Raw genomic sequence first — 24,236 nt, 5'->3', positions numbered from 1 at the left:
CTCCTGCGCTCATCCCGATCGGCTAAGACATGGCTACTCTGCGATATAAATGCTTGCTCTCCTGAAAGGCATCCATGTCCACCGTCTCGATCATCATGCCCTGTCTCAATGCGGCGCGTCATATCGCAGCCACGCTGGAAACTGTCCTGGCCCAGACCTTCCGGGATTTTGAAATCCTGATCGTTGACGGCGGTTCGGTGGATGAAAGCCGTGAAATCATCGCCGGATACAGCGCTCGCGATCCGCGCGTGAAACCGTTCTTCGAAGTTCAAAAAAGTGCCAGTCACGCCCGCAATTTTGCCGTCTCCAGCGCCGCCGGCCGATACCTTGCTTTCATTGATGCTGGCGACAGATGGGCGCCCGACAAGCTGGCCATGTCGCTGAAGCGGATGATCGAAACGGATGAAACCGCTGCAGTCTATGGTCGGGTCGGCTGCTTCAGGCTTGATCCCGTGACCCTTCTCATCGTCACCCGTATTCGCGAGCACGATCTGAACATGCTTGATCTTCTCGGGGAGAACCCGGTTCTGACGATATCGAATTTCGTCGTCAAGCGCAGCTGGTACGAGGAGGCAGGCGGCTTCGACACTGGCATGCTTTACGGCAACTTTCTCGACTGGCTGCTGCGGCTGCAGGCGAAAGGCGCGCGGATACGCGGGATCGACCAGTTTCTCACCCATATGCATATCCCGCGCTGTAATGAGCCCGGTGAACTGGAATCGCTGCGCAAGGGCTGGGAAATGGCCGCGGAAAAGGCGCGGGCAAGAGGATGGTCTCCGCCCCGACAACGGGCCGACAAGCTTCTGGCAACCCATCTGAGCCGGCTTTCCTGCCGTGCCTTTCGATGCGGTGGCGGCTATGGAACGGCCATGAAACTGGCGCTGGAGGCCTTTACTCTGACACCGACAATGCTGTTCTACTGGCCAGGCCTTTGCCTGCGCCGTACCGGCGCGGCAATGCTGAACAGAAAAGCTCTTATCGCCGGGACGGAGGCTGCGGCGCTCGCCACGCGGAGCGAACGCCAAGGGCAGCCGCAACAGGGTACCCACGCGCCGTAATCCCGACCGGCCGATCGGCGTTTGGCCGTGCTGTTCAGGCTGGATGATCCGGCTATGGGCCAGAGCATCGAGCGATAATGACTAGACGCCCGCTATCCCACAGCATCGTTCTTTGTCCATCCGAATGGATGCACGGCGCTCTAGAACAGCCCCGCTTCCTTGGCGATCATCGCCGCCATGGTGCGGTTCTTCGCTTCCAGCTTGCGGCAAAGCGTTTTTACATGAAGTTTGACCGTGACTTCCTGCAGGTCGAGACCACGGGCAATTTCCTTGTTCGACTGTCCTTCAATCAATCCCTTCAGAACGTCCATCTCGCGCTTGGTCAGCTTCTCGGCGAGTGGATGGACCTTCGTTTCCTCCTTGTCCGTCAGAAATTGCACGGGCGCATATTGTTCCCCGGCGGCCATGAAGCGGATCGCATGAACAAGCGTCTTGGCCGGCAATGTCTTTGGCAGAAAACCGGCCGCTCCAGAGGCGAGCGCTTCTTCGGCAACCGCACGTGATGCCGTGCCGGAAATAATGGCAACCGGACTGCCAAAATTCAACGTCTTCGCCTTGGCCAGCCCCTCAAGCCCGTTCATGCCTGGCATGGAATAGTCCAGCAGAACCAGATCAAACGGTGCCTCGCGCTCCATCCGGGTGGCCGCCTCGGGGAAATCTGCGGCGACGGAAATGTCGAAACCCGGTTCCTGGGCAAGAAAGGCACAGATCGTGTCGCGAACCAGCTCATGGTCGTCTGCAATCAACAGCTTCATCGGGGCCCTCCCTATCGTGTTCGCCGCTCTGTCAGAGCCGAACGCCATTCGGCGTATCAATCAAGGCAAAGCGACTATTGTGTTCGACAAGGTATCAGACGGTCTTTGCTTTGGTAAGGTCAACTTATCGGTTCAATTGCTGCGCATGGGACCGCATGAGTAACTGGCGACTATCCGAAAGGATAGCGGGTGATGCGTAAGAGGTAGGAGACCACGCCATTCGGGCCGCAGCTATCCGAAGGAAGCAAGCGAATGTGCTTCAGAACGATAGATGAAAGGTCCCGTTTCATGCGACTGTCCAGTCATCGCAAGGCAGCACCAAGACGAAAGATTTGAGGCTTCTTGCTCACACTTGCATCGCCGCGCCCCCCCCTGTGGCGATGCAACCGAGGCGGAGGGAACAGCACCTAAGAGGCTAGCTCTCCGCCTCGCCCCTTCTGGACGTTTCAAATCTCCTCTGAAGATCCGGGTGCGCCGGTAGGGGTCGTCAGCCTCAGGGCCGGCGGCTCCGTCTTCTCGCAGGCGCTTTGGTTTGTATACAGTTCCTTTCAATATTGGTGCAAAATGAAAGTGAACCCTTGGTCTGAACGAGCGACAATTAGCATTTCGCAGCTATTCGCACGGACAATGCAATTATAAGACGATAGTGGCGTAAGGTCTTGACGGCCTGTGTATACAATACCTATTGTTACGGGATAAGAATTTATCAATACGGGTTTCGTGAAAGATAAATCGAAAAAGAGCAAGGGGCCACCATCTGGCTGGATGATTTGCTCGGGAGGAAAGCAATATGGGCGCGGATCATAAGAGCGTGCGGGACCAACAGGCGCTGAATGCGCTTCTCGGCCTGCGCAATCTTGTTCTGGGAGGAGGAGTCGCGCCCGGAGAGCGGCTTTCGGAGGTCGCACTGTCGATTGAACTCGGCGTGTCGCGTACCCCCTTGAGAGCCGCTCTTTTCCGTTTGGAAGAAGAGGGCCTGCTGGAACGCCTTCCGGCAGGCGGCTATGCCGTACGCCGTTTCTCGCTGGCCGATGTCTGCGATGCAATCGAGTTGCGCGGCGTACTCGAAGGCACGGCGCTGCGGCTTGCGGCCGAACGTGGCGTTGATCCCGAACTCCTTGAGCAGATGCGTGAACTGGTTCTCGCCATGGACGAGACATTCGCCGACCATATCGAGGATCTCGATTACAACCGCTATGTCACACTCAACGCTGCCTTTCACAGTCTGCTGGCATTGCTGCCGGGATCGCAGACCATGCGCCGCGAACTCGAGCGCACGCGCCGCATGCCCTTTGCCGCGCCGAGCGCCTTTCTCGAAGCCCAGGACGATGTGATGGCCTTTCGCCGCTCGCTCTTTGTTGCCCAGCGCCAGCACCACGACATGCTGGAAGCGCTGGAGCGGCGCGAAGGTGCGCGCGCCGAGGCACTCGGCCGCGAACATGCGCAGATCGCCCGCCGCAATCTCGATTTCGTCATGAAACAGGACCGCTCGCTTGTGCCGCGCGTGCCAGGCTTACGGCTGGTCACAAGCTGACAGGGATGATTTTACCTGAGCGAGGCTGCTTTCGGTTGACTTGGCACGCGTTCGGCGCTTGTCTCGCGGAAAACCGAAAGAGGAACGTTTCATGCCCCATGTCCAGCTCAAGCTTTTTGCCGGCCGCACCGATGAACAGAAGCAGAAGATCGCCGATCTTCTGACCAAAGCCGTGATGGAAGGGGCAGGCTGTTCTGAAAAGGCTGTATCGGTGGCGATTGAAGAGTTCTCGCCTGAAGAATGGCCCGAAAAGGTTTACCGGCCGGATATCCTTGAAAGCGCGGAAACGCTCTACAAGAAACCGGGCTACAACCCCTTCGACAAGGCCTGACCGGCCTCGGCAATCGCAATCAGATTTTCAAGCAGCATCGCCCGCGTTACGGCTCCGACCGAGCCATGGCGTGGAGTCACCGCTTGCGCTGTCGCGGCAACATCATCGGCGATGTCAGAAATCATTTCACCATCCGCACCATAGCTGATGCCAACGCCGACCACTGTGGCACCGGGCCGGATCATGGACGCGGTCACAAGGCCGGCGACGCCTGCCGCCGAAATGACGACATCGGCTGACCGGGTGAAGTCGGCCAGATCCGGCGTTGCACTGTTCAGCAGCGTGAGCGTTGCGTCGATCCCCTTGAGGGTCAAAAGCATGGCGAGCGGCCGGCCGACGAGCGCACCGCGGCCGATGATGGTGACATGGCGCCCGGCAAGCGGGATATCGTGATGCGTGAGAAGCTTCCAGATCGCATGGGGCGTGCAGGGCAGCAGGCCGGGTGTGCCGGCAAGGAGCCGCCCCAGATTGATTGGGTGCAGACCGTCAATATCTTTCGCCGGGCTGACCGCTTCAAGGGCTTCCGCTTCATTCAGATGCGTGGGCAAAGGCAGCTGCACCAGAAAACCGGTGACGCTGTCATCGGCGTTAAGCCGCGCGATTTCAGCCATCAGCCGCTGCTGATCAATGATCGCCGGAAGCCTCAGATCTTCCGACAGAATGCCAAGTTCGGCACAATCGGCATGTTTTCGGGCGATATAGGCACTGCTTGCCGGATTATCACCGACAAGCAGGGTTACAAGTTTCAGCGGCCGGCCAGCCAGCGAAAGCGCATGAACGCGCTTCGCCATATCCTGACGCAAAGACGCGGCAAAGGCATCGCCGTCTAGAAGACACGCCATCGGTCCGCTCATTTCAGGCCGATCGCCGGATCGATGAACTGGTTGGTGACCACATCCTCCGGCTTGACATCCATATCGGAACGCTCATCCAGCGTCGGGCGGACGATTTCGAGCATCTCGGCAACACGATCCATGTCGAAATCACCGATCGTATCATCCGGTCCGTTGCCGATCAGATGGTTGTCGACCATGGCCTTCGACGCATAGGCAAGCAGATCCTTGTCGGTCTTCCACCAGCCAACGGCATTGCCTCCCTCATTGAACTCATAGATCACCGCGTTGACCTCGGCCGGATCATTGGCATAGTCGACGGCAGCCTGCTGGAACAGCGGCACCAGCTTGGTGAGGCAGGGCGTCAGCTCGTCAAGCCGGTTTTTGGCGACCGAGAGCATGCCGGTATAATTGCGATAGCCGAGATCGTTGATCAGCAGATAATCGATCGGCTTGGACCAGTTCTGACCGTTTTCCAGCTTGTAGACTTCGTTGGTGACGAAGCCCTGGTTCAGCCAGCTGCCATTATGGGTGACGAAATTCTCCAGATCACCGCGGTAACCTTCGATAAAGGCGTCCTCCGGCACGCCCTCGTCAACCAGATTGCGGCCGAAAGTGCGTTTGATGGTCGAGACATAGATCTTGCCCTTGTCGGATGCAGCAAAGACCTTGAGATCATCGATGGACTTGAAACCGTCCGGATAAGTGGCCTTGTCCCACAGGAGCGCCGTCGGGGCGACATCAAGCGGTGCGAAGACACCGACAACCGGAAAGCGCTTGGAGAAGATGAAGGAATTGTCGAGTTCCTGATAGGCGATATCAGGCACGACACCGGCGCGGGAATTACCCATATAGAGCGCGGAATAGGCGGTTTCGCCATCGCCCAGGCCAATGCCGCCGCCGCCTTCGAGGATTTCCAGGTCGATGCCGGTGGAGCCGAGCGGACCGGTATATTTACCGCTCTCCATCTTGCCGCCGGATCCGATCAGCTGATAGATCATGCCCTGCTCGGCCTCGGCCAGCCAGTCCTTCTGCAGGATCAGCGGATTGGGGCAGACATCGCCGAGCGGCGTCGTGTAGTGGCTTTCGGCAAATTCACCAGCGGCAGCGTTGCCGGCGGAAAGCGTTGCCAGTGTCAGAACGCCGGTCAGAGCGGCCTTGTGAAACATCTTCATCGAATTCCCCTTTGTCCCTTTTGGGCCTTGTGTTGCCGGCCCGCTATTGCGGTTTGCCGCCGGATTCGTGCCAGTTCGAAAACAGCCGGTTCCCGAGCCAATTGAACATCAGATAGACCGCGATCGACAGCAATGACGACATGATCAGTGCGGCATACATCTGTTCGTATTTGAAGTCGATCTTGGCATTCATCAAGAGCTGACCCAGCCCGCCACGCCCCGACAGAAAGAAGAGTTCCGAGACAATGGCGGCGATCACGGCCAGCGAGCCAGAAATGCGCAGCCCCGCAAACAGTGTTGGTGCGGAGGAGGGCAGTCCGGCCTTTGTCAACATGACCCACCAGCTGGCATTTTGCAGCTTGAAGAGGTTGATGATGTTGCGGTCGACACTTTTCAGACCGAGCAGCAATGTTGTCGGAATGGCGAAAAAGGTGAAGAGCGCGACGATCAAAACCTTTGGGAAAAAGCCGAACCCTATGGCGCTCTGGATCAGCGGAATGATCGCCATAACGGGAATGGACTGCAGCGCCACGAGATAGGGAAAGACCGCCTTTTCCATCACATAAAAGCGGAACATGACGATGGCGAGAACAATGCCGAGCGGGATCGAGATCAAAAGTCCGGCCAAAGCAATCGAGATCGTCTTCAGCGAGCGGTTAAGGAGCTCGGCGAGAAAGTCGGGTCTCGTCAGCACCTGTTCCCACATGCCGCGCGAATCCGGCATCAAGAACAGGCGATGTTCGGGAAGCGTGGAGCGCAGCACATGATAGGCAATGACGATGACAATGCCCATCAGCACCGGCGGCAAAAGCTCGCGCGCCATGCGTTTGCCAAGCGATGGTGCGCCAGGCAATGGCGTCGCCGGATAGCGGGTGATCTTTGGCGCGTCTGTCTCAGTCATCCTGGCTATCCTCGATCGTCTGCCTCAACGCCGCCGAAAGCGTCCCGCAAAGCGCCGAGAAGGCTGGATCATAACGGAGTTCCGGCCGACGCGGATAGCCAAAGGGCACGTCAAACACCTCGACAATCCGACCCGGCCGCGGCGACATCAACACCACTTTTCCGGACATGTAGACGGCTTCGGCAATGGAGTGGGTGACGAAAATGCCGGTCAGCTTTTCGCGCCCGTAAAGGGTCAGAACCTCTTCGTTCAGCCGCTCGCGGGTAATCTCGTCGAGCGCGCCGAAGGGTTCGTCAAACATGAAGACATTGGGATTGAGCGCCAGCGAACGAGCGAGCGAGACACGCATTTTCATGCCGCCGGAAAGCCGTGCCGGATAGTGATCCTCAAAACCGGAAAGGCCAACCAGTTCGATCTTTTCGCGGGCTATGCGCGCGCGCCTGGCTGGCGGATAACCGCGTAGTTCCATCAGCAGTTCGACATTGTCCCTGACGCTACGCCAGGGCATCAGCGTTGCATCCTGAAACGTATAGCCGAGATTTTCCCGGTCGACCCAGACATCGCCCTGCGTATGGGAGACAAGGCCACTGGCAATCTTCAAGAGGGTGGACTTGCCGCAGCCCGATGGGCCGATCAGCGAAATGAATTCGCCGGGCATGACCTTCAGGTTGACATCGCGCAGCGCAAGCGTGCCATCGGGAAAACGCATCGAGACCTGCTCGAAGGCAATTGCCGGCGGATCATCCTGCCGCGCGGCATCGTCAGCCGCAGGATCTTTTGCAGTCGTGGTCGTCATGACGCGCCTTTCTGATTGCTGTCCCCGGTCAGAAGCGAAGCATGGCCTGGCGGATCTTCTCGATATAAGCGGCGGTTTTGTGTTCGCCGACATTATTCATGTCGTAGAGCGCATGATATTCCACCTTCACCCCCGGCGCGCAGACGACACGGAGGAAACGGGTCGCATTCTTGCGCGGGGCATCGCCGAGAAAGGCTGCCCGCCAGCGCTTCGATCCATAGGTGGTCACCGTTGCCAGCTTGCGGATATTGGTCAGCCCCGGCCCAAGCTTGCCATCGGTGAGCTTGAAAGAAACATCCGGCAGAAAGACGCGATCGAAATAGCCCTTCAGGATGGCCGGCCAGCCGAAATTCCAAACCGGATGGCACAGAACCAGCGCATCGGCGGCCTGAAGCCGTGCGACATAGGGATCGATCCGGGCCCGGTTTTCAGGGATATCATGGTATTCACGACGGTCGTCAGCGGACAGAACCGGATCGAATTTCTCCGCGTAAAGATCGAGATCGTCGACCTGATGACCGGCGGCAATCAGACTTTCGACCACGGTCTCATGCAGCTTTGCCGCAAGGCTGTCATTAAGGGGATGGGCGTAGATGACGTGAACTCTCATAATGGTCTCGAAATATCGGATTTGACCGGCTTTCGGCCAGGTCAGAATCAATGAGTGAAAAGAAAGGCCTTGCCCGGTTCGGCTGTCCAGTCGGGATTCGTCCAGGCGATCATTTTTCCCGGGTTCATCAGTCCCTTGGGATCGGTTTCGCGTTTGAAGGCGAGCTGGCCGAGATCGGTGCGCTTCATGCCGCCTTCCTCCAGCGTCAGGCGATGCGGATTGAAGACGGTGACGCCGAGATCGCGCTCAAGGATGAGGATGATCTCCTCAAGACGGGCATTGTCGCTATAGCGCACCAGCGGCAGAAACACCGCCGAGACCCGGCCGGAAAAGCGGGTAAATTCACTATGCAGCAGCAATTCATCGCCGAAGATGGCCTTTACCCGCTCCATCGCGGCATAAAGATCGTCGGATGGCAGCATCATCTGGAGATAGGTGGTGGTATCCGGATCGATCTTCAGTGCCCTGAGCGTCGTGTGGTTCCAGGCGATCTCATAGGCTGGCGGCAGTCTTTTACCAGCGCCGTCACGATCCGCACGAAAACGCAGGCTTGCGCCATGGTCAGCGGCAAGCATTGCCAGCGCATCAAGATCATCCCGCGCCGCCATAACCGCGACAAGGGCCTCGCCCTCATGGAGAAAAGGCGCATGGCGGGTGAAATAGCGCGCCGGAATTTCAGGCTCAAACGTCGAGACCATGCGTTTCTTGATGGTCTCCGCCTTGCCGATGGCAAAGGCCAGCCGCGTTGCTGCGGCAAAATCTTCCGCGCCGATCAGAACGTCGACCCAGTCACCGGCCGGATCTACGGGGATTTCGATTTCGGTCATCACACCGTTCACGCCGTAGGCATGCGCCGCCTTGAAGATATCCTCGCCCTGCAATTCAACAATGCGCGGACGCTCCTCCATCGTCACAAGCCGGACGCGGCGGATATTGCCTGGCGTTCTGAGCCCGCCCCAGCGAATGGCACCGACGCCGCTGGAGCCGCCGGCGATGAAGCCGCCAATGGTCGCTGTTGCCGTAGTGGAGGGGAATAGCCGGATCTCGCGATCCTCTTGCCGCGCCTGCCGTTCGATATCGGCGATGATGGCGCCCACCTCACAAACGAGATGATCATCAGCGATTTCAATCACGCGATCCATATGCCGCATATGCAGCACGCAGCCGCCAGCAAGCGGCATGGCCTGACCGTAATTGCCGGTTCCGCCCCCGCGCACGGTCACCGGCACGTCAAAGCGATAGCAGGTGGCAAGCACCTCGATCACCTCGGCCTCCGAGCGTGGCGCAACGACAAAGTCGGCGGCGACGTCTTCCAGCATCGGCTTCAGGATCGGGCTGTACCAGTAGAAATCCCGGCTTTTCTGCCGCACCGTCTGCGGGTGATCGTCACAATCGAGATGGGCAAGGGCCGCTTTGGCGGCGGCAATATCGGCTGTCATGCGCGTTTCAGCCTTTCTGGGGAGTGTTGAGCACGATCTGGAAAATGCCGGTCTGCAATTTCGCTGCCCGCGCGATAGACGCGGCGGAAAAGACAAGGCTTCGAGAAGAGATCAATGAGATCACCGGCATCGAAAATCACGGCATCGGCGCGTGCGCCCGGCCCAATGCGGCCGGTCTTCTTCAATCCCATCATTGCGGCAGGCTTGTCAAAGACGGCGGGAAGCCATTGACCGGCGTCACACTCAAGCTGGCCCAGCATGACCGCCTGCCGCAGAACCTGCAACATGTCAAAATCACCGAAAGGGAAGAAAGCATCCTGAACATTATCGGAGGCAAAGGCGACGGAAATCCCTGCCTGGGCAAGTTCCTTCACCGGGGCGATCCCGCGCAGGCGCGGTGTGCGATCGGGACCTGCATCCTGAAGATAGCCGTTGGTCATCGGCAGGCTGACAACATCGATCCCTGCACTTTCAACACGGGTGATCGTATCAGCCAGAACCTCCGGGCTCTTGTGCGCCAGCGCGCAGCAATGCCCTGCAACCACCCGGCCGGAGAAATCGCTTCTCAGACGCGCGTCGGCCAGAAGCGAAAGCCCGTTGGCAGTGGCATCCAGCGTCTCGTCAACATGGAGATCGATATCCAGACGGTGACGTTCGGCAATGGAAAACAACCGGTCCAGCCGTTCCGGCGTTGCACTGCCGGCGCTGACAAAGGCACCGAGAATACCGTCACGCTCGGCAATTTCACCGGCACGGCGGTCGAAATCATCAACATCATCAAGGCGCGAAAGCGCCATCAGCGCAACAGGCTGAATGACAATCCGGTCCGCCCAGGCCTGACGTTTCGCGCCAAGCACGCGCCAGGCCGGGCTTTGGGCTGGCATGTCAGGCGTATCGAGATGTGTTCTGAGCGCCACAGTACCATTGGCAAAGGCGCGCGCGAGCGCCCGCTCCATGCGCAGATCGAGATCGGCCTCGCTACGGTTTTTGAAATCACCCATGGCAAGGCGGACGGCCTCGTCAAGACCCGCACGTGAGACACCGGTGCGCCGCGCGGTATAGGCCTTGTCGAGATGGACATGGCAATCGACAAAGCCCGGCAGCAGCAGCATGCCGGATGCATCAATGCCCTCGACCTCACCAAGGCCCCGGGCATCGGCAAAGACACCATCGACGAAAGCGATATCGGTGTGGGACAGCCCGTCAGAACCAGCCGCGCGCAGGGCAAAGCCCTGCGTCAGTGCGCTTACGACGGCAATATTGCGAAACAGGACCGGCAGCGGCATCAACGCTCTCCCTGAGCCAAAAACGGCGGATGGTAGGCCGCAGTCTCATCGAGAAGACGGGCGAAACGGGCCGTTGCATGGTCGGCGAGCGCCTGGCCCGCCTCAGCCGTTGCCGCAGCTGCGTTGCCGGCAACCCCATCAGGCGTCAGATCCTCGGCGATCCAGCCCGCCCCGACGGGGCCAACGAGACGGAGAACGTCATTCCGGGCAGCAACATCGGCGGAAGCGGGCCGGAAATTGCGCGCCTGATCCATATCCACAAGATCGGGACGGAAATGCAGCATGGCGGCGGTCTCGACAAATCCACCATGGATACCGCTTGCGCGCTCCTCTGCACTGACGAGGCCTTCCGGAAAGCCCATGCCCATCCAGCCCGCCGTAACGCAAAAGAGCTTTTCCTCATTGCGCAGGCGCCGCGCCACAATCTGCAGCACCGGGACATTCCCGCCATGGGCATTGAGGAAAACGAGCTTGGAAAATCCGCTGCGCGCGACGCTGCGTCCGATCTGGGTGATTGTGGCCTCCAGCGTTGCCGCATCCAGCGTCAGCGTGCCTGGAAAGGAAAGATGCTCATCCGACTTGGCATAGGTGATCGTCGGCAAAACGTAGACATCGGCCTGAGCGGCCTTGGCCGCAGCACCCAGCGCCATCGCCTCGGCCAGCAGGCTATCGGTATTGAGCGGCAGATGCGGACCATGCTGCTCGGTCGCGCCAACCGGCAGAAGCGCAATCGACTTTTCCCGGTCGATCTGTGAAAAATCGGTGGTTCGGAGTTGAGACCAGATAGAAAATGACATATGTGTTCGCTTATCGATCAAATGTTCGTAAAATAGTAATCCAGATCTGACACCGGTCAAGTGGCTTCACAATTGAGCCTGCATTTTCTCCGACCAGGTCAAAAAAAGTGAGGGAACACGGCGTGCAACTCGATGAGAACGACAAGGAAGTTTCGCTGACTTTTGCCAAGGGACTTGCCGTTATACGCGCCTTTGATGGCCGCGACCGCGCCATCACGATTTCCGAGATTGCCGAGAAGGTGAAGCTGAACCGGGCCGTGGCCCGACGCCTGGTGCGCACGCTGGAACAGCTCGGCTATCTGAGTGCCGATCGTGGCCGTTATGAACTGACCCCGCATATTCTGACACTGAGCCAGGGCTTTATTGAGGGGCGCGGCATTGCCCAGATCGTCCAGCCAATCCTGCGCAATGCCACCGAAGCGATCGGCGAAGCGGTGTCCTTCGCCATGCGCGATGGCCTTGAGGCGGTTTATGTCGCCCATTCAGTGGTTCCTTCGAAATTCACCCTCAACCGCATTACCGTCGGCAGCCGCGCACCGCTTCTGCCAACGGCCGTTGGCCGCGCCATCCTAGCTTTTCTACCAGACGACGAGCGTGATGCCGTTCTTCAGGCCAGCGATCATTCGACCTTCACGCAACGCACGGAAACCGACAATAGCCGCCTGAAGATGATTCTTGATGACGTCCGCGAGCTTGGATATTCCTGGACACAAGGAGAATATGTCGACCGGGTCTGTTCGCTTGCCGTGCCGGTTTTAAGCGGATCAGCCGGTGTGGTTGGCTCCGTTTCGATTATCCACGAACCGGGACAATATGATCCGCGGGCGCGCATGGAAATCGTCGGGCATCTGAAACGCTGCGCCGACAATATCGGATCGACCTTCTGATGACCGGGATTTTTCGTGCCGACCGCCTTGCCGCCGAGCGGATTGCCTCCACCCGGACCAGACTTGCCGCGCACAATCTTGCCCCTCTGGCCGTCATCCTGCTTGATGCGTGCGATGCGGGCATGAAAGCCTATGGTCAGCGGCTCGCAGACCTTGCGGGCGAGGCCGGGGTCAGATTGCGGTTTGAGCCCTGGCCAGCCACGCCGGACGACTGTTACCGCCGCCTGCAGGCATTGGCGGATGAACCCGAAATCGATGCAATCGCACCGCTTTATCCGCTGCCCACCGGTGTATCTGCGGCCAAGGTGGCAACGCTGATCGGCGCTGATCGTGACATTGATGGATTGCATCCGGAAAATGCCGGCCGGCTGGCGCTGGGCTATTCTGGGCGTTTTCCGGCAACCGCAATGGCTGTTGCCGAAATCGCGGAACATCTGGCCGGCCCGCTTGCCGGACAGCATGTCGTGCTCATCGGCGCCTCACGCATTGTCGGACGCCCATTGACCCAGATGCTGCTTGACCGCGAGGCAACTGTTACCATCGCCCATGCCGCGACCCGTGATCTTGCCGCCCATACGAGGGCAGCGGATATCATCGTGTCCGCCGCCGGGAAACCCGGTCTCATAGGCGCGGATGATATCGCCGAGGGCGCAATCCTGATCGACGTGGCGATTAACCGCACGGCTGCGGGTCTTGTCGGTGATGTGGATCTGGAGGCGGTCATGGGAAAGGCGGCAATCATCACCCATGTGCCTGATGGCGTCGGGCCGCTGACGACGGCGTATCTCTTCACCAATATCGCCGATGCCGCCCTTGCGGGAACGACAGAAGGGAAAGACTTGTCAATCTGATAAAAATCAGGTTGAATTTCTTTATTCGATCAAAAGTTCGGTAAACGAACAGGACAGGGGATAACAGCATGAACACCAATTTTCGCCGCGCGCTTGTTGCGGTCAGCTTCGCCATGGGCCTTGTTGCCGCCAATGCCAGTGCCGAAGAAATCCGGCCAGGGGTAACCTTTGCCGGCACGGTCTCTACCGACCCGGCCCGCGCCGAGATGGAGAATCTTGTCCTTGATCTCGCCTCATCCTGGGCGGCCTGCGACAAGGCGCTGATGGAAAATGCGGTCGCCGAGGACGTCGCTTTCTCCTATCCAACCACCAGCTACACCGGCAAGGACAAGATGCTGGCCGATCTCGCGGCATTTTGTGACGCCGCCAAGGATACATCGATCTACCTGCCGGCCGATGCCTTCTTCGTTGATACCGAAACGGGCCGGATCGCTGCCGAATTGCAGTTCCGCACCTTCCAGCGCGGCAATCGCCAGGTGGTCAACGATGTCTGGGTGGCCCATGTCACCGATGGAAAGATCACGGTGATCAAGGAATATCTCGACGGCCGTGTGAAGGATCTGCAGGCGCTTGGCGTGCTGCAGCTGGAAGAGAGCCCGGAAACGCTTTCGCCCTGGCCGGCCCGGACCGAGAAGTGGGCCTCATGCTTTCCCATCGTCAAGGCAGCGCCGGTCAACGAATGCGATGGCTAACCCCCTTTTCCTGACGCATAAGAAGGGGTAAGCCCGAAAGGCCTTCCTTCTTGTTCGCGGAAAAATCCATGTCTGCCAAACCATTGCTGAACCCGCTTGTCGAAACCATGGACGCTCCGCCCATCCCGGCGGTTCGTCAGGCGCTGGCCGCCTATGACGGCCGGCACGGCCCGGTTCTCGATCTCTGCCAGGCGGTGCCCGGCTACGCGCCGCATGCGGATCTTCTGACGGCCCTTTCCGAAACGGCCGGCGATGCGGCGCTTGCAGGCTATGGTGACATTCAGGGGGAAGGCGTGCTGCGCAATGCGCTCGCGGCCGATATCAACGCACTTTATGGCGGCAATCTTGCTGCCAGTGAGTTGCAAATCACGGCCGGTGGCAATCAGGCCTTCTTCGTCATGGCGCTTTCGCTTGCACGGCCCGGCGATGAGGTGATCCTGATCGGGCCGCATTATTTCAACCATGACATGACGCTGCGCATGCTCGGCATCACCGTCCGCGTCGTCGATGGCGATCCCGCGGCCGGTTTCCTTCCGGACATGGCGGCGATCAAGGCTGCAACGAATGCAAAAACCCGGGCCATTTTCATCGTCACCCCCAATAATCCGACCGGCGGTATCTATCCGCCGGCACTTGTCGATGCCTTGCTTGATCATTGCATCAAGGCTGGCATCATGCTGGTCGTGGATGAGACCTATCGCGATTTTCTCCCGGCCGGCAGCAATGCCCCGCACGATCTTTTCACCAGACAGGAATGGCGCGACCATTTTGTCCACATCTACAGCTTTTCCAAGGCCTATTGCATCCCCGGCCACCGTGTCGGTGCGATCGCCGCAGGCGGCCGGATCATGACCGAAATCGCCAAGGTGATGGACAATCTGCAGATCTGCGCCCCGCGCCCTGCCCAACATGCCCTGGTCGGCGCCATGACAAGGCTGAAGACCTGGCGGGACGAGAATCGTGACGAAATCGATCGACGACGCCTGGCCTTCGAACAGGCAATCGCAACGGCGGGCCATTGGCAGATCATCTCGATCGGTGCCTATTTTGCCTATCTCAGACACCCCTTCGATCGCAAGCATGCCATGGAGGTCGCCCGCGATCTTGCCAGTGAGCATGGAATTCTGGTTTTGCCCGGCAGCTGCTTTGGCGCAAGGCAGGAAGGTTATATTCGCGCAGCCTTCGCCAATGCGGATGTCGAGGTCATCAAAACCCTTACGACCCGCCTGCCAGTGAAACTGTAGCATCAGGTCTCGAAAATTTTGCTATTCGGCGAGACCGAGAAGCTTCAGGTCCTTGAGAGCCCTGTCACCGTACAGGACGGCGAACAATGTCGGCGTCTTCATGATGGAACGGGCAGAATTGGTCACCTTGCCATCTCCATCCAGAAAGCCGCGCGTGGTCAGTGCTGCCTTCTTCGCCGGGTCGGTCAGGTTACGGATTGACTGCTCGGCGCCCGGCTTGTCGATAAAGGCGGCAATGGTTCGCGAGACTTCGCCATTTTCCGAAGCAAGGCCCAGTTTTTTCATCGCATCGCCGTTGCGCGCGATAAAGGCCTTCTGGCCACCGGTGAGATAGTGAGCTGTTTTGTCTGCCTGACGATCAGCTCTCGCGGGCAAATTCGCCCCGTCGGCGGCCTGGGCATAGACATTTGCCATGCTGCCCTCGTTGGCCGAGGGCTTGGCTGTACCGGCCTTGCCGAGGGGACGGCCACGCCTTGCGGCGTCTCTTGCGGGTGGTGTAGATGCTTCCTGCACGACAGACGTGCGCGAAGATTGTCCTGGGCCGGTTCTGATGGTCATGGCAAACTCGCAATATCACTCAGCTAACGAAAAAATCTCCGTCAAATATATTCTAGAATATACAGATATTATATTCGATTTTGCCAATAACACGGCAAACTTGTGGCGCTGGCAGCATTTCGCCCCAGCGCCACCCGCGACCCTCAAAGTTGATAGTCGTATGAAAAGCGGCTTTCCATGCGCCAGTCCTTCGCCAGAAGACGCCGTGCGCCCTTGACCTCAACCCGCGCCTTTAGCTTGATATCACCGCTTGAAGCGCCAATCATCAGGGTGAAAAAGCCCGGCTCAACCACACGCCTGCCTTCCTGACCTGTGAAATTCAGCATGTCGACTGGCACCCGGATATGGGCTCGGGCGGAGCTTCCCGCTGCCAGTTCCACGCGGCCGAAAGCCTTCAGCTCCTTGACCGGGCGGACGACCGAGGCCAGTTCGTCGCGCACATAAAGCTGCGGCACAGCCACGCCCTTGCGTCCACCGACATTGGTGACGGTAAAGGAAAGCTCGACCGTACCGGTTTCGATATCCACGGCATTGCGCTCCAGCACGATGTTGGAATAGTCGAAACGCGTGTAGCTCAGACCATGACCGAAGGGATAACGGCTGCCGAAATGGCGGGCGATCGGCGTGCCTGAAGACTTGAAATTATGGTTGTAGAAATAGGGGCCGGCGCCAGCGCTTTTCGGCACGGAAAGGGTCAGACGGCCGGACGGTTCGACAGCACCGGTCAGCACCGAGGCAAGCGCCGTACCGCCTTCCTGCCCGGCAAAGAAAGTCATGACCTGCGCTGCGATGCGGTCCTCATTTCCGCCAAGATTATAGGGACGCCCGGAGGAGAGCACCACGATCACCGGCGTGCCGGTGGCGATGATGCTGTCGATCAGTTTCTGCTGCACGCCGGGCAGTTCCAGCGTATCGGTGTCGGAGCCCTCACCAACGGTTCCGGTCTGGAAAATGCCGGACAGATCGCCGACACAGACCACCGCAACATCGGCCGACTTGGCCGCCGCCATGGCGTCCGGGATCATGTCGAGCCGCGTGGAAAGCGACGAGGCCTGCTCCAGCGACGTACTGTCGTCGACATCACCGGGGAACACCGGCGCACCGGCCCGGCGTTCATCAAGGATATTGCAGCCGCGTGCATAGACGACATTGTCCTCCCCCAGAGCCCTCTTGAACGCTTCAAGCGGCGTGACAACGCTTTCGACCTCTTCCTGAGCCTCATTGTGAATGAGATGGACGGGGAATGAGTAGTCGCCGAGCAGTGCCAGCGGATCATCGGCGCAGGGGCCGATGAGAGCGACCTTGACGCCGGGTTTCAACGGCAGGATCCCGGTATTGTCAAGGATCGTTACCGACTGTTCTGCGACCTTGCGGGCGGTCTCCACGCTTGTTTCAGACTGCAGTTCGATCCTGGTGTCATCGGCGTAGGGCTTTTCGAACAGACCGATGCGGAACTTTTCGACCAGGACACGGCGGGCGATTTCGGTGATCTTGTCTTCCGAAATCAGGCCGCGTGCGACCGCATCCTTCAGATCCTTGGCACAGTCATCGCCCGGCAGTTCGATATCGAGACCGGCGCCAAAGGAAAGCGCTGCAGCCTCCGCCCGGTCAGCGGCGACACCATGATGTTGATAGAGCAGGCTGACACCGACATAGTCGGCAACGATCAGCCCATCAAAACCCCAGTCCTCGCGCAGCACCTGCGTCAGGAGATGATGCGAGGCATGAACCGGCTCGTTGTCGATATCGTGATAGGCGGGCATGACAGAACCGGCATTGGCAAGCTTCACCGCCATTTCAAACGGCAGCAGGAACATGTCGTTCAGTTCACGCCAGCCCATATGAACGGGCGCATGGTTGCGGCCGCCCTCGCTTGCGGAATGGCCGGCATAGTGTTTCAGCGTCGCCAGAAGATCGCGCTTTTTGCCCTGCAGACCGCGCACATAATGGGTCGCCATGATGCCGGCGAGGTAGGGATCCTCACCGAAGCTTTCCTCGGTGCGGCCCCAGCGGGCGTCACGCGCAACGTCAAGCACCGGCGCCAGTCCCTGATGGCAGCCAATGGCGCGTGCCTCCTGGCCGATCGCCTCACCGACCTTTTCAATCAGTGCCGGGTTGAAGGTGGCACCATAGGCGAGCGATGAGGGAAACAGCGTGCCCCCCTTGATCATCAGACCGGAAAGGCATTCCTCATGCGACATGACGGGAATACCAAGGCGGGTTTCTTCGATCATGAAACGCTGCAGGCAGTTGAGGGCGCGAACGCCTTCATGCGCGTCGATACTGCGCGTCCCGAGCGGCCGGGTCACCTGCCCAAGGCCGGATGACAGCATGGCTTTGAGCGTTTCCGGGTCCGAGGAGCCGGTGAACTGGTCCGAGCGGGTGCGGTGCTGTCCGTTTTCCTCGAGAAACAGCCAGACAGCGTGCAGCTGGCCGATCTTCTCGGCAAGCGACATGCGCGAGATCAGATCTTCTGCGCGGGTTTCGACCGAGAGGGCAGGGTCCTTGTAAAGGGGCGTGGTCATTGTGTTCATGTCCTGAATTCCAATAGCGATACGACGGCGTCATGCCTGCTTGCGCGGTCCGGGAACACTCGGCAGATAGCTGAGCGCATCGCCGGCGGCGTCGAAGAGGTGGCAGGAGGTCGGCTTGATGGAAAAAGTGGTGGGGGCTTCGGCGGGGCTGACGATGTCCTCGGCGACCTTGGCGATCATCGGCGCGTCACTATCGAGATAGAGATAGCTATATTCGCCGAAATTCTCGACCGAGGCGACCTTGCGGGTCAAAACCTGCTCGGTGGCACCGGGTACCGCCGGCTGCATATGTTCCGGACGGATGCCGAGCGTCAGTTTGGCGCCGATGGAAAGCGCTGAAGCATCCACCGGAACCGTTATGGTCTCCCCTGTTGAAAGCGTCACGGATGCCCCGTTCGGGCCGACCGATGCCAGCGTTGCCGGCAGGAAATTCATTGCCGGTGAGCCGAGGAAACCGGCGACAAACAGGTTTTTCGGCCGGTGGTAGAGCTCCAGCGGCGCGCCGACCTGGGCAATCGACCCCTTGGTCAGCACATCCGGTCCCGCCCGCAAAAGCACGATCTTGTCGGCCAGCGCCATGGCCTCGGTCTGGTCGTGGGTCACATAGATCATGCTGGCTTCAGGAAAGTCGCGGTGAAGATTGGAAATCTCCGTGCGCATGTGCACCCTGAGTGCGGCGTCGAGGTTTGACAAGGGCTCGTCAAACAGGAAGACGGCTGGCTGGCGGACGATGGCACGACCGATGGCAACGCGCTGGCGCTGGCCGCCGGAAAGCTGTTTCGGCTTGCGCTCCAGCAGGTTTTCAATCTGCAAAATACGGGCTGCATCGCCGACGCGCCGCTCAATCTCGGCCTTCGGCGTTTTCGCCTGTTTCAGCCCGAAAGCCATATTTTCGTAAACGCTCATATGCGGATAGAGCGCATAATTCTGGAACACCATGGCGACGCCGCGTTCCGATGGCGGCACGTCGTTCATTTCTTCCTCGCCAATGGTAAGCGTGCCTTCGCTCAAGGTCTCGATACCGGCAATGGTGCGTAAGAGCGTTGACTTGCCGCAGCCTGACGGCCCGAGGAAGACGCAGAACTCGCCATCTGCGATCTGAAGGTCGATACCGTGCAGAACGGTGACGGCGGAAAAGCGCTTTTCGACCTTTGTGAGAGTGATACTGGTCATGGTCTTGTCTCCATCAGCCCTTCAGTGAGCCGGCCATCATGCCGTTGACGATCTTTTCCTGGCCGATCGCGTAAACGATGATCAGCGGCAGGGAACTCAAGGTGACGACGGCGAGAATGGCGGGAATGTTGGATGCGTACTGGCCCTGGAAATCCCAGACGGCGAGCGGCAGGGTGCGTTTGTCGGGCGAGGATGTCAGCACATAGGCAAAGACGAACTCGTTCCACAGCATGATGCCGTTATAGATCGCAACGGTGGAAAGGCCGGGCCCGGACAGCGGGAAGAAGATCTTCCAGAACACCTTGAACGGACCGCAGCCATCCAGCAGGGCGGCCTCTTCCAGTTCCTTCGGCACCTGACGCATGAATTCGGTCAGGATGAAGATCGAGATCGGCAGGCTCATTGCCACATAGGGGCCGATCAGGGCCGCTGGCGTATCATAAAGCCCCATCGATTTGGTCATCAGATAGACCGGCACCAGCGTCACATGAAGCGGCACGATCATGCCGGCAACAATCAGCCCGAACAGAGCGCCGGAAAGCCGGAACTTCAGCCGTGCCAGCGCATAGGCAGCCATGGCCGAAATCAGCACGATCAGGATGACCGAGACCGAGATGACAAACAGGCTGTTTCTGAGATAGATCAGAAAAGACCCCTTCAGCACATCGATATAATTGGAAAGATTGAAGCTTTCCGGCAATGCCCAGACCGGGTTCACATAGGTTTCGTTCTGGGTCTTCAGGCTCATCATCACGACGAAGATGAAGGGCAGGGTGGTCACCGCCAGCCAGAACAGGCCGAGCACCGGGATCACAACGGATTTGACCGAAAAACCGGATTTTCTTGCATGTGTTGCCATGATCTCAGACCTCCGTCTCGAAGCGCCGCGACAGGCGGAAGGAAATGGCCGCAATCACGGTGATGATGATGAACATGGCCGAGGCGACCGTGGTGCCGTAACCGAGCTCGAAGGAGGCGAAGACCTGCTTGTACATGTAGCTCGCCATCACCTGCGAAGCATTTTCCGGCCCACCTTCGGTCATGACATAGATGAGGTCGAAGTAACGCATCGAACCGATCACCGCGAGCAGCACGGCGGTGCGGAACGTGCCTTGCAGATGCGGCAGTTTCAGCCGCCAGAAGATCGTCGTCTGGCTGGCGCCATCAAGGCGCGCGGCCTCGGTGATCTCGCGCGGGAAGGAGGCAAGCCCGGCGAGGAACAACACCATATAGAAGGGGATGTTCTGCCACAGCACGACGACGATGACGGAGCCAAGCGCGTAGCTTGGATCACCAAGCCAGTCATGGGCGAGACCGGGCAGGCCGATCGCATCGAGAATAGCATTTACCGGCCCGAAATTCGGATCATAAATGTTCTTGAACAAGACGCCGAGTGCAACCGACGACATCAAAAGCGGGATAAAATAGAGGATCTTCAGGATCCGTGAACCCTTGGACGCCTCGTCCAGCACAACAGCCAGAACCAGTGCAATCGGCAGCTGGATGACGATCGAGAACAGTGCCAGCAGAATATTGTTCCAGGCCGAATGCCAGAAGACACCGTCATGGATCAGTCGCTTCCAGTTGGCGAAACCGACGAATTTGGCGTTGTCGCCAAGACCGTTCCAGTCAAGGAAGGAATAGTGGAAGCTGGAAACCAGCGGGTAGAGTAGGTAGATCAGAAGCAGAATGATTGCCGGTGCGAGAAAGATCACCGGAGCGGTCTTGTTGGCGAGAATCAGCTTTCGCTGTTTCCGAAGCCGGTCAGACTGCGTGCTGTCGCCGACCTGTGACATGATGATGTCCTTTCAAGAAGCCAGCCTTTTCCATTCGCACGCGCGTTTGAAAGCGCGTGCGTCGGGTAGATTGCCGGTGCGGGACAGATCTGAAAGACCATCGCTGCACCGGCAGACAGTTTGGGAAGGGCCTTAGTTGGAGGCCTTGGCCGATGCCGCATCCTGGATCTGCTGAGCCGCCTGTTCCGGCGTGATCGACAGACCGAAAAGCTCCTGAACCGCATCCTTGGTGGCTTCACCAACGGCGGGCGGCAGATCCTGATCATACCAGAGCTGAACGCTCTGGGCATTCGCCACCGTATTGGCAACCTTCTGCAGGAAAGGATCATCCGTCTGAATGTTCTTCAGCGGCATCATCCGCTGATTGGCAAGACGGTCGGCAGCGGCCGTATCATCGGTCATATAGGTGGCAAGCTCGAAGGCCTTGTCCTTATAGGGGCAGGCTTCGGAAACCGAGATATAATTGTCGCCCAGCGTACCGAGCACATCACTCGGATCCCCCTTGCCATCGGGCACACTCGGGAAGGTGAAGAAGTCGACCTTGTCAGCAAAGGAGGGGTTCTCGTTGATGATCGAGGAAAGCTCCCAGGTGCCCATGACTTCCATGGCCGCCTTGTTGGCATAAAGCAGGCGCCGCGAACCGCCAATGTCATAATCGAGGCCGTTATAGCCCTTGGCAAAGGCATTGGCCTTGACCAGATCCTGCAACAGCGTGCCAGCCTCGACAAAGGCAGGGTCGGTGAACGAGCCCGAGCCGGTGGAGGCCGCCTGATAGGCACCAGGCCCCGCAACACGGTCAACCAGCAGCCCGTAATACATCAGGCCCGGCCATTTGTTCTTGTTGGCAAGGGCAAAGGGCGCGACATTGTGGTCATTCAGCACCTGGATGATGTTCATCAGATCATCCCAGGTTTTCGGCGGCGTCAGACCATATTCGGCAAACATGTCCTTGTTGTAGAAGACCACAGCAAGGCCGGTATTTTCGGCCGGAATACCATAGATCTTGCCGTCAAAGGTCACAGGTCCGAAGCTTGCATCAATGAAGCGGTCCTTGAAGGCCGGGTCCTTGTCGAGATAGGGCGTCATATCCATGACCTGGCCGGCATCGACATATTCCTTCAGCGGCCCGCCGCCCCAGGAGGCGAAGACGCAAGGCGGCTGATTGGCACCGAAGCCGATCTTCAGCTTGGTCTTGTAGGCATCATTGGCAAAATGGGAATCTTCAACCTTATAGCCGGGATTGGCCGCTTCGAAGCGGTCGGCAGCATCACGGATGGTGCCAGCCGTCACCGCATCGGAACGCAGATCCCATGATGTGATGACATCATCAGCATGGGCAGCAACAGGACCGGCCGCAATGGCGGCAGCCGTGCACAACAGGGCCGCAACGCGCGGCAGAAGACGTGAATTCATGATTTCCTCCCATGGAAACAGTGGCGAAAATGTCGCCATGGGTGTAACGTTACCGGTAACGTTATGAAGTGTCAATCGCCTTTCAGTTCCATTTCAACAGCAGTGCGAGCACCGAAAGGTCAGGCAGCGCAGCCCCGAATATGGACAGGCCAGAGCTGCCGCCTTAAATGCAGAAGGGCGAGAGGCTCCAGACACGGCCAGACCGGGCGCGATTGCAGAAAAAGCCAGGGGCCAGACGCCTCGGGGAGGACAGGATGAAACAGCGAACACCGACACTTGCCGAGATCGCCAAGGTCGCGGGCGTTTCCCGCATGACTGCCTCGCGCGCGCTCAACAATCAACCCGGCGTGTCAGAAGAAACGCGCGAGGACATTCTGCGCATCGCCGACGAGATGGGCTATGTCGCAAACCGTCTGGCGCAGAAGCTCTCCTCCGGGCGAACCCATATCATCGGCGTCATCGCCCAGCTGCACACGCCGTTCACCAGCGATCTGGTGATGGGGGTTGGGCGCGCCGCGCGCGGGGCGGGCTATGAAATGCTGGTCTACTCGCTGCCCGACAGCGACAGCCAGCCGCCGTCAAGCGTTGTCAGCCTGGTGCAGCAGGTCGCTGATGGCGTGATCACCATCCTGCCGTATGAATCGCATTATCTCGAAACGCTCGACCGTGCGGCTGTGCCGGTGGTGACGATCGATGCCCAGGAGGATGAGCCACCCTTTCCCTCGGTCATGGCCGACAGCTACCAGGGCGGGCGGCTTATCATGCAGCATCTGGCGGAGTTCGGCCATCGCCGCGTCGCCTTCATCACCGGCGACAACCGGCTGCTGTCGGCGCGCCAGCGGCTCTCCGCCTATCGCGACGCGGTGGGACGGTTTGGTCTGGATGATGATCCCGGCCTGATTGCGGAGGGTGATTTTCTTCAGCGGAGCGGCTTTGACGCGGCCAAGCGGCTGCTAAAGCTGCAATCACCACCGACCGCCATTTTTGCGGCCAATGACATCAGCGCACTTGGCGCCTATGCCGCCGTGCGCGAGGCCGGGCTGGATATTCCCGGTGATATTTCGATTGTCGGTTTTGACGATATTCCGCTGGCGGCGCAGATGCATCCGCCGCTGACAACGATCCGCCAGCCATTGCAGCAGATGGGCCGCTCGGCCGTTAACATGCTGCTGGCGCTGATCCTGGGGCTTGAGGCGCCGTCAAAGCAGATCACACTGCCTGCTGAACTGGTGAGCCGCCAGTCAGTTGCTCCGCCGCGCACGGCCAGTGCCTCCGGCAAAGCAGACTGACCCCGGCCATCCACAGGGGGACAGGATGGCCGGACATATTCCTAGAGTATGAGTTCCGCACCCTTGAGGACTTTGCCCGCAAGGCCGCCAACGCCATGGCCCTTGGATCCCTGACCCAACAGATTGGCAGCCGTGCCAACGACGTTGCCGCGCCGCTGCTGCCCTTCCGGGTTGAGTTTGCTCTCGATTGCGTGATGCGCGATTTTAACGCCCTTGAGTGTTGCCATGGTAGCAAACATAGTCTTCTCCTTATTTGTTTCTCGCATTTGCCATCCCGATACGGT

24 protein-coding genes are annotated in these 24,236 nt (G+C 59.0%); 8 read left to right on the top strand and 16 right to left on the bottom strand.

The annotated features are described in order from the left end of the window. Window positions 1-74: 74 nt before the first annotated feature. Window positions 75-1,058 (top strand): glycosyltransferase family 2 protein, encoded by a 984-nt coding sequence (locus tag FJU08_RS14765; protein WP_141149786.1) that lies wholly within the window; start codon window positions 75-77, stop codon window positions 1,056-1,058. Between the two features lie 140 nt (window positions 1,059-1,198). Here FJU08_RS14765 and FJU08_RS14760 read toward each other — a convergent pair whose 3' ends face one another. Next, window positions 1,199-1,813, bottom strand: a complete 615-nt coding sequence (locus FJU08_RS14760; protein ID WP_141149785.1) for a response regulator — start codon at window positions 1,811-1,813, stop codon at window positions 1,199-1,201. A gap of 790 nt (window positions 1,814-2,603) precedes the next feature. On the opposite strand from FJU08_RS14760, the gene FJU08_RS14755 reads away from it, so the two are divergent. Both FJU08_RS14755 and FJU08_RS14750 read left to right on the top strand, forming a co-directional pair. Next, window positions 2,604-3,347, top strand: coding sequence for a GntR family transcriptional regulator (locus tag FJU08_RS14755; RefSeq protein ID WP_141149784.1), 744 nt, complete (start codon window positions 2,604-2,606; stop codon window positions 3,345-3,347). Between the two features lie 91 nt (window positions 3,348-3,438). After that, on the top strand, window positions 3,439-3,678 hold the full coding sequence (locus FJU08_RS14750) for a tautomerase family protein (protein ID WP_141149783.1): 240 nt from the start codon (window positions 3,439-3,441) through the stop codon (window positions 3,676-3,678). Here FJU08_RS14750 and FJU08_RS14745 read toward each other — a convergent pair. From FJU08_RS14745 to FJU08_RS14710, 8 genes are read right to left on the bottom strand one after another with little or no spacing between them, the layout of a single operon-like run. Continuing rightward, window positions 3,654-4,532 carry a bifunctional 5,10-methylenetetrahydrofolate dehydrogenase/5,10-methenyltetrahydrofolate cyclohydrolase gene (locus FJU08_RS14745; protein ID WP_210245241.1) on the bottom strand — a complete coding sequence of 293 codons (879 nt, stop codon included), beginning with the start codon at window positions 4,530-4,532 and terminating at the stop codon, window positions 3,654-3,656. The two genes, FJU08_RS14750 and FJU08_RS14745, sit on opposite strands and share 25 nt — an antisense overlap. After that, window positions 4,529-5,686, bottom strand: coding sequence for a hypothetical protein (locus FJU08_RS14740; RefSeq protein WP_210245240.1), 1,158 nt, complete (start codon window positions 5,684-5,686; stop codon window positions 4,529-4,531). The genes FJU08_RS14745 and FJU08_RS14740 overlap by 4 nt, the downstream gene beginning before the upstream one ends. Before the next feature lie 43 nt (window positions 5,687-5,729). After that, complete coding sequence (locus tag FJU08_RS14735; RefSeq protein ID WP_141149782.1) at window positions 5,730-6,587, bottom strand: ABC transporter permease; 858 nt, start codon at window positions 6,585-6,587, stop codon at window positions 5,730-5,732. Next, a complete protein-coding gene (locus FJU08_RS14730) occupies window positions 6,580-7,383 on the bottom strand; it encodes an ABC transporter ATP-binding protein (protein ID WP_210245239.1) in 804 nt (267 codons plus the stop codon). Before FJU08_RS14730 ends, FJU08_RS14735 begins: the two co-directional genes overlap by 8 nt. 28 nt (window positions 7,384-7,411) lie before the next feature. Then, window positions 7,412-7,993, bottom strand: coding sequence for an NAD(P)H-dependent oxidoreductase (locus FJU08_RS14725; RefSeq protein WP_141149781.1), 582 nt, complete (start codon window positions 7,991-7,993; stop codon window positions 7,412-7,414). Between the two features lie 47 nt (window positions 7,994-8,040). Then, window positions 8,041-9,432, bottom strand: coding sequence for an FAD-binding oxidoreductase (locus FJU08_RS14720; protein ID WP_141149780.1), 1,392 nt, complete (start codon window positions 9,430-9,432; stop codon window positions 8,041-8,043). Then, on the bottom strand, window positions 9,429-10,718 hold the full coding sequence (locus FJU08_RS14715) for an amidohydrolase family protein (RefSeq protein WP_141149779.1): 1,290 nt from the start codon (window positions 10,716-10,718) through the stop codon (window positions 9,429-9,431). The genes FJU08_RS14720 and FJU08_RS14715 overlap by 4 nt, the downstream gene beginning before the upstream one ends. Next, window positions 10,718-11,515, bottom strand: a complete 798-nt coding sequence (locus FJU08_RS14710) for a creatininase family protein (protein ID WP_141149778.1) — start codon at window positions 11,513-11,515, stop codon at window positions 10,718-10,720. Before FJU08_RS14710 ends, FJU08_RS14715 begins: the two co-directional genes overlap by 1 nt. A gap of 122 nt (window positions 11,516-11,637) precedes the next feature. On the opposite strand from FJU08_RS14710, the gene FJU08_RS14705 reads away from it, so the two are divergent. The 4 genes from FJU08_RS14705 (at window position 11,638) to FJU08_RS14690 (ending at window position 15,189) form a co-directional block, all read left to right on the top strand. Next, window positions 11,638-12,402 (top strand): IclR family transcriptional regulator, encoded by a 765-nt coding sequence (locus FJU08_RS14705; protein ID WP_141149777.1) that lies wholly within the window; start codon window positions 11,638-11,640, stop codon window positions 12,400-12,402. Then, window positions 12,402-13,253 (top strand): bifunctional 5,10-methylenetetrahydrofolate dehydrogenase/5,10-methenyltetrahydrofolate cyclohydrolase, encoded by an 852-nt coding sequence (locus FJU08_RS14700; RefSeq protein WP_141149776.1) that lies wholly within the window; start codon window positions 12,402-12,404, stop codon window positions 13,251-13,253. Before FJU08_RS14705 ends, FJU08_RS14700 begins: the two co-directional genes overlap by 1 nt. A gap of 68 nt (window positions 13,254-13,321) precedes the next feature. Beyond that, on the top strand, window positions 13,322-13,945 hold the full coding sequence (locus FJU08_RS14695) for a nuclear transport factor 2 family protein (protein WP_210245238.1): 624 nt from the start codon (window positions 13,322-13,324) through the stop codon (window positions 13,943-13,945). A 68-nt stretch (window positions 13,946-14,013) separates the two neighbouring features. Further along, complete coding sequence (locus FJU08_RS14690; RefSeq protein ID WP_141149775.1) at window positions 14,014-15,189, top strand: aminotransferase; 1,176 nt, start codon at window positions 14,014-14,016, stop codon at window positions 15,187-15,189. A gap of 21 nt (window positions 15,190-15,210) precedes the next feature. Here the strand turns inward: FJU08_RS14690 and FJU08_RS14685 are convergent, their stop codons facing one another. The 6 genes from FJU08_RS14685 to FJU08_RS14660 form a co-directional block, all read right to left on the bottom strand. Continuing rightward, window positions 15,211-15,747: a hypothetical protein gene (locus FJU08_RS14685; RefSeq protein WP_141149774.1), complete on the bottom strand. Its 537-nt coding sequence runs from the start codon at window positions 15,745-15,747 to the stop codon at window positions 15,211-15,213. A gap of 143 nt (window positions 15,748-15,890) precedes the next feature. Next, on the bottom strand, window positions 15,891-18,272 hold the full coding sequence (locus FJU08_RS14680; RefSeq protein ID WP_210245237.1) for a glycoside hydrolase family 3 N-terminal domain-containing protein: 2,382 nt from the start codon (window positions 18,270-18,272) through the stop codon (window positions 15,891-15,893). 39 nt (window positions 18,273-18,311) lie between these two features. After that, complete coding sequence (locus FJU08_RS14675) at window positions 18,312-19,454, bottom strand: ABC transporter ATP-binding protein (RefSeq protein WP_141149772.1); 1,143 nt, start codon at window positions 19,452-19,454, stop codon at window positions 18,312-18,314. A gap of 13 nt (window positions 19,455-19,467) precedes the next feature. Continuing rightward, window positions 19,468-20,313 carry a carbohydrate ABC transporter permease gene (locus FJU08_RS14670; protein WP_141149771.1) on the bottom strand — a complete coding sequence of 282 codons (846 nt, stop codon included), beginning with the start codon at window positions 20,311-20,313 and terminating at the stop codon, window positions 19,468-19,470. 4 nt (window positions 20,314-20,317) lie between these two features. After that, on the bottom strand, window positions 20,318-21,250 hold the full coding sequence (locus FJU08_RS14665; protein ID WP_181409858.1) for a carbohydrate ABC transporter permease: 933 nt from the start codon (window positions 21,248-21,250) through the stop codon (window positions 20,318-20,320). A gap of 132 nt (window positions 21,251-21,382) precedes the next feature. After that, entirely contained in the window at window positions 21,383-22,663 is a 1,281-nt protein-coding gene (locus FJU08_RS14660; protein WP_141149770.1) for an extracellular solute-binding protein, read from the bottom strand. A 254-nt stretch (window positions 22,664-22,917) separates the two neighbouring features. On the opposite strand from FJU08_RS14660, the gene FJU08_RS14655 reads away from it, so the two are divergent. Next, window positions 22,918-23,952, top strand: a complete 1,035-nt coding sequence (locus FJU08_RS14655; RefSeq protein WP_141149769.1) for a LacI family DNA-binding transcriptional regulator — start codon at window positions 22,918-22,920, stop codon at window positions 23,950-23,952. 41 nt (window positions 23,953-23,993) lie between these two features. Here the strand turns inward: FJU08_RS14655 and FJU08_RS14650 are convergent, their stop codons facing one another. Then, window positions 23,994-24,191, bottom strand: coding sequence for a hypothetical protein (locus tag FJU08_RS14650; protein WP_141149768.1), 198 nt, complete (start codon window positions 24,189-24,191; stop codon window positions 23,994-23,996). Between the last annotated feature and the right edge of the window lie 45 nt (window positions 24,192-24,236).

Source organism: Martelella alba (assembly GCF_006516955.1).
Taxonomy (GTDB): Bacteria; Pseudomonadota; Alphaproteobacteria; order Rhizobiales; family Rhizobiaceae; genus Martelella; species Martelella alba.
Note: the sequence above shows the minus strand (reverse complement) of the source record. Positions and strands in the feature narration are given on the sequence as shown.

Bases quoted from the DNA above. Each gene is read 5' to 3' on its own strand.
- FJU08_RS14765 (WP_141149786.1), top strand. From the start codon at position 75: ATGTCCACCGTCTCGATCATCATGCCCTGTCTCAATGCGGCGCGTCAT.
- FJU08_RS14760 (WP_141149785.1), bottom strand. From the start codon at position 1,813: ATGAAGCTGTTGATTGCAGACGACCATGAGCTGGTTCGCGACACGATC.
- FJU08_RS14755 (WP_141149784.1), top strand. From the start codon at position 2,604: ATGGGCGCGGATCATAAGAGCGTGCGGGACCAACAGGCGCTGAATGCG.
- FJU08_RS14750 (WP_141149783.1), top strand. From the start codon at position 3,439: ATGCCCCATGTCCAGCTCAAGCTTTTTGCCGGCCGCACCGATGAACAG.
- FJU08_RS14745 (WP_210245241.1), bottom strand. From the start codon at position 4,532: ATGAGCGGACCGATGGCGTGTCTTCTAGACGGCGATGCCTTTGCCGCG.
- FJU08_RS14740 (WP_210245240.1), bottom strand. From the start codon at position 5,686: ATGAAGATGTTTCACAAGGCCGCTCTGACCGGCGTTCTGACACTGGCA.
- FJU08_RS14735 (WP_141149782.1), bottom strand. From the start codon at position 6,587: ATGACTGAGACAGACGCGCCAAAGATCACCCGCTATCCGGCGACGCCA.
- FJU08_RS14730 (WP_210245239.1), bottom strand. From the start codon at position 7,383: ATGACGACCACGACTGCAAAAGATCCTGCGGCTGACGATGCCGCGCGG.
- FJU08_RS14725 (WP_141149781.1), bottom strand. From the start codon at position 7,993: ATGAGAGTTCACGTCATCTACGCCCATCCCCTTAATGACAGCCTTGCG.
- FJU08_RS14720 (WP_141149780.1), bottom strand. From the start codon at position 9,432: ATGACAGCCGATATTGCCGCCGCCAAAGCGGCCCTTGCCCATCTCGAT.
- FJU08_RS14715 (WP_141149779.1), bottom strand. From the start codon at position 10,718: ATGCCGCTGCCGGTCCTGTTTCGCAATATTGCCGTCGTAAGCGCACTG.
- FJU08_RS14710 (WP_141149778.1), bottom strand. From the start codon at position 11,515: ATGTCATTTTCTATCTGGTCTCAACTCCGAACCACCGATTTTTCACAG.
- FJU08_RS14700 (WP_141149776.1), top strand. From the start codon at position 12,402: ATGACCGGGATTTTTCGTGCCGACCGCCTTGCCGCCGAGCGGATTGCC.
- FJU08_RS14695 (WP_210245238.1), top strand. From the start codon at position 13,322: ATGAACACCAATTTTCGCCGCGCGCTTGTTGCGGTCAGCTTCGCCATG.
- FJU08_RS14690 (WP_141149775.1), top strand. From the start codon at position 14,014: ATGTCTGCCAAACCATTGCTGAACCCGCTTGTCGAAACCATGGACGCT.
- FJU08_RS14685 (WP_141149774.1), bottom strand. From the start codon at position 15,747: ATGACCATCAGAACCGGCCCAGGACAATCTTCGCGCACGTCTGTCGTG.
- FJU08_RS14680 (WP_210245237.1), bottom strand. From the start codon at position 18,272: ATGACCACGCCCCTTTACAAGGACCCTGCCCTCTCGGTCGAAACCCGC.
- FJU08_RS14675 (WP_141149772.1), bottom strand. From the start codon at position 19,454: ATGACCAGTATCACTCTCACAAAGGTCGAAAAGCGCTTTTCCGCCGTC.
- FJU08_RS14670 (WP_141149771.1), bottom strand. From the start codon at position 20,313: ATGGCAACACATGCAAGAAAATCCGGTTTTTCGGTCAAATCCGTTGTG.
- FJU08_RS14665 (WP_181409858.1), bottom strand. From the start codon at position 21,250: ATGTCACAGGTCGGCGACAGCACGCAGTCTGACCGGCTTCGGAAACAG.
- FJU08_RS14660 (WP_141149770.1), bottom strand. From the start codon at position 22,663: ATGAATTCACGTCTTCTGCCGCGCGTTGCGGCCCTGTTGTGCACGGCT.
- FJU08_RS14655 (WP_141149769.1), top strand. From the start codon at position 22,918: ATGAAACAGCGAACACCGACACTTGCCGAGATCGCCAAGGTCGCGGGC.
- FJU08_RS14650 (WP_141149768.1), bottom strand. From the start codon at position 24,191: ATGTTTGCTACCATGGCAACACTCAAGGGCGTTAAAATCGCGCATCAC.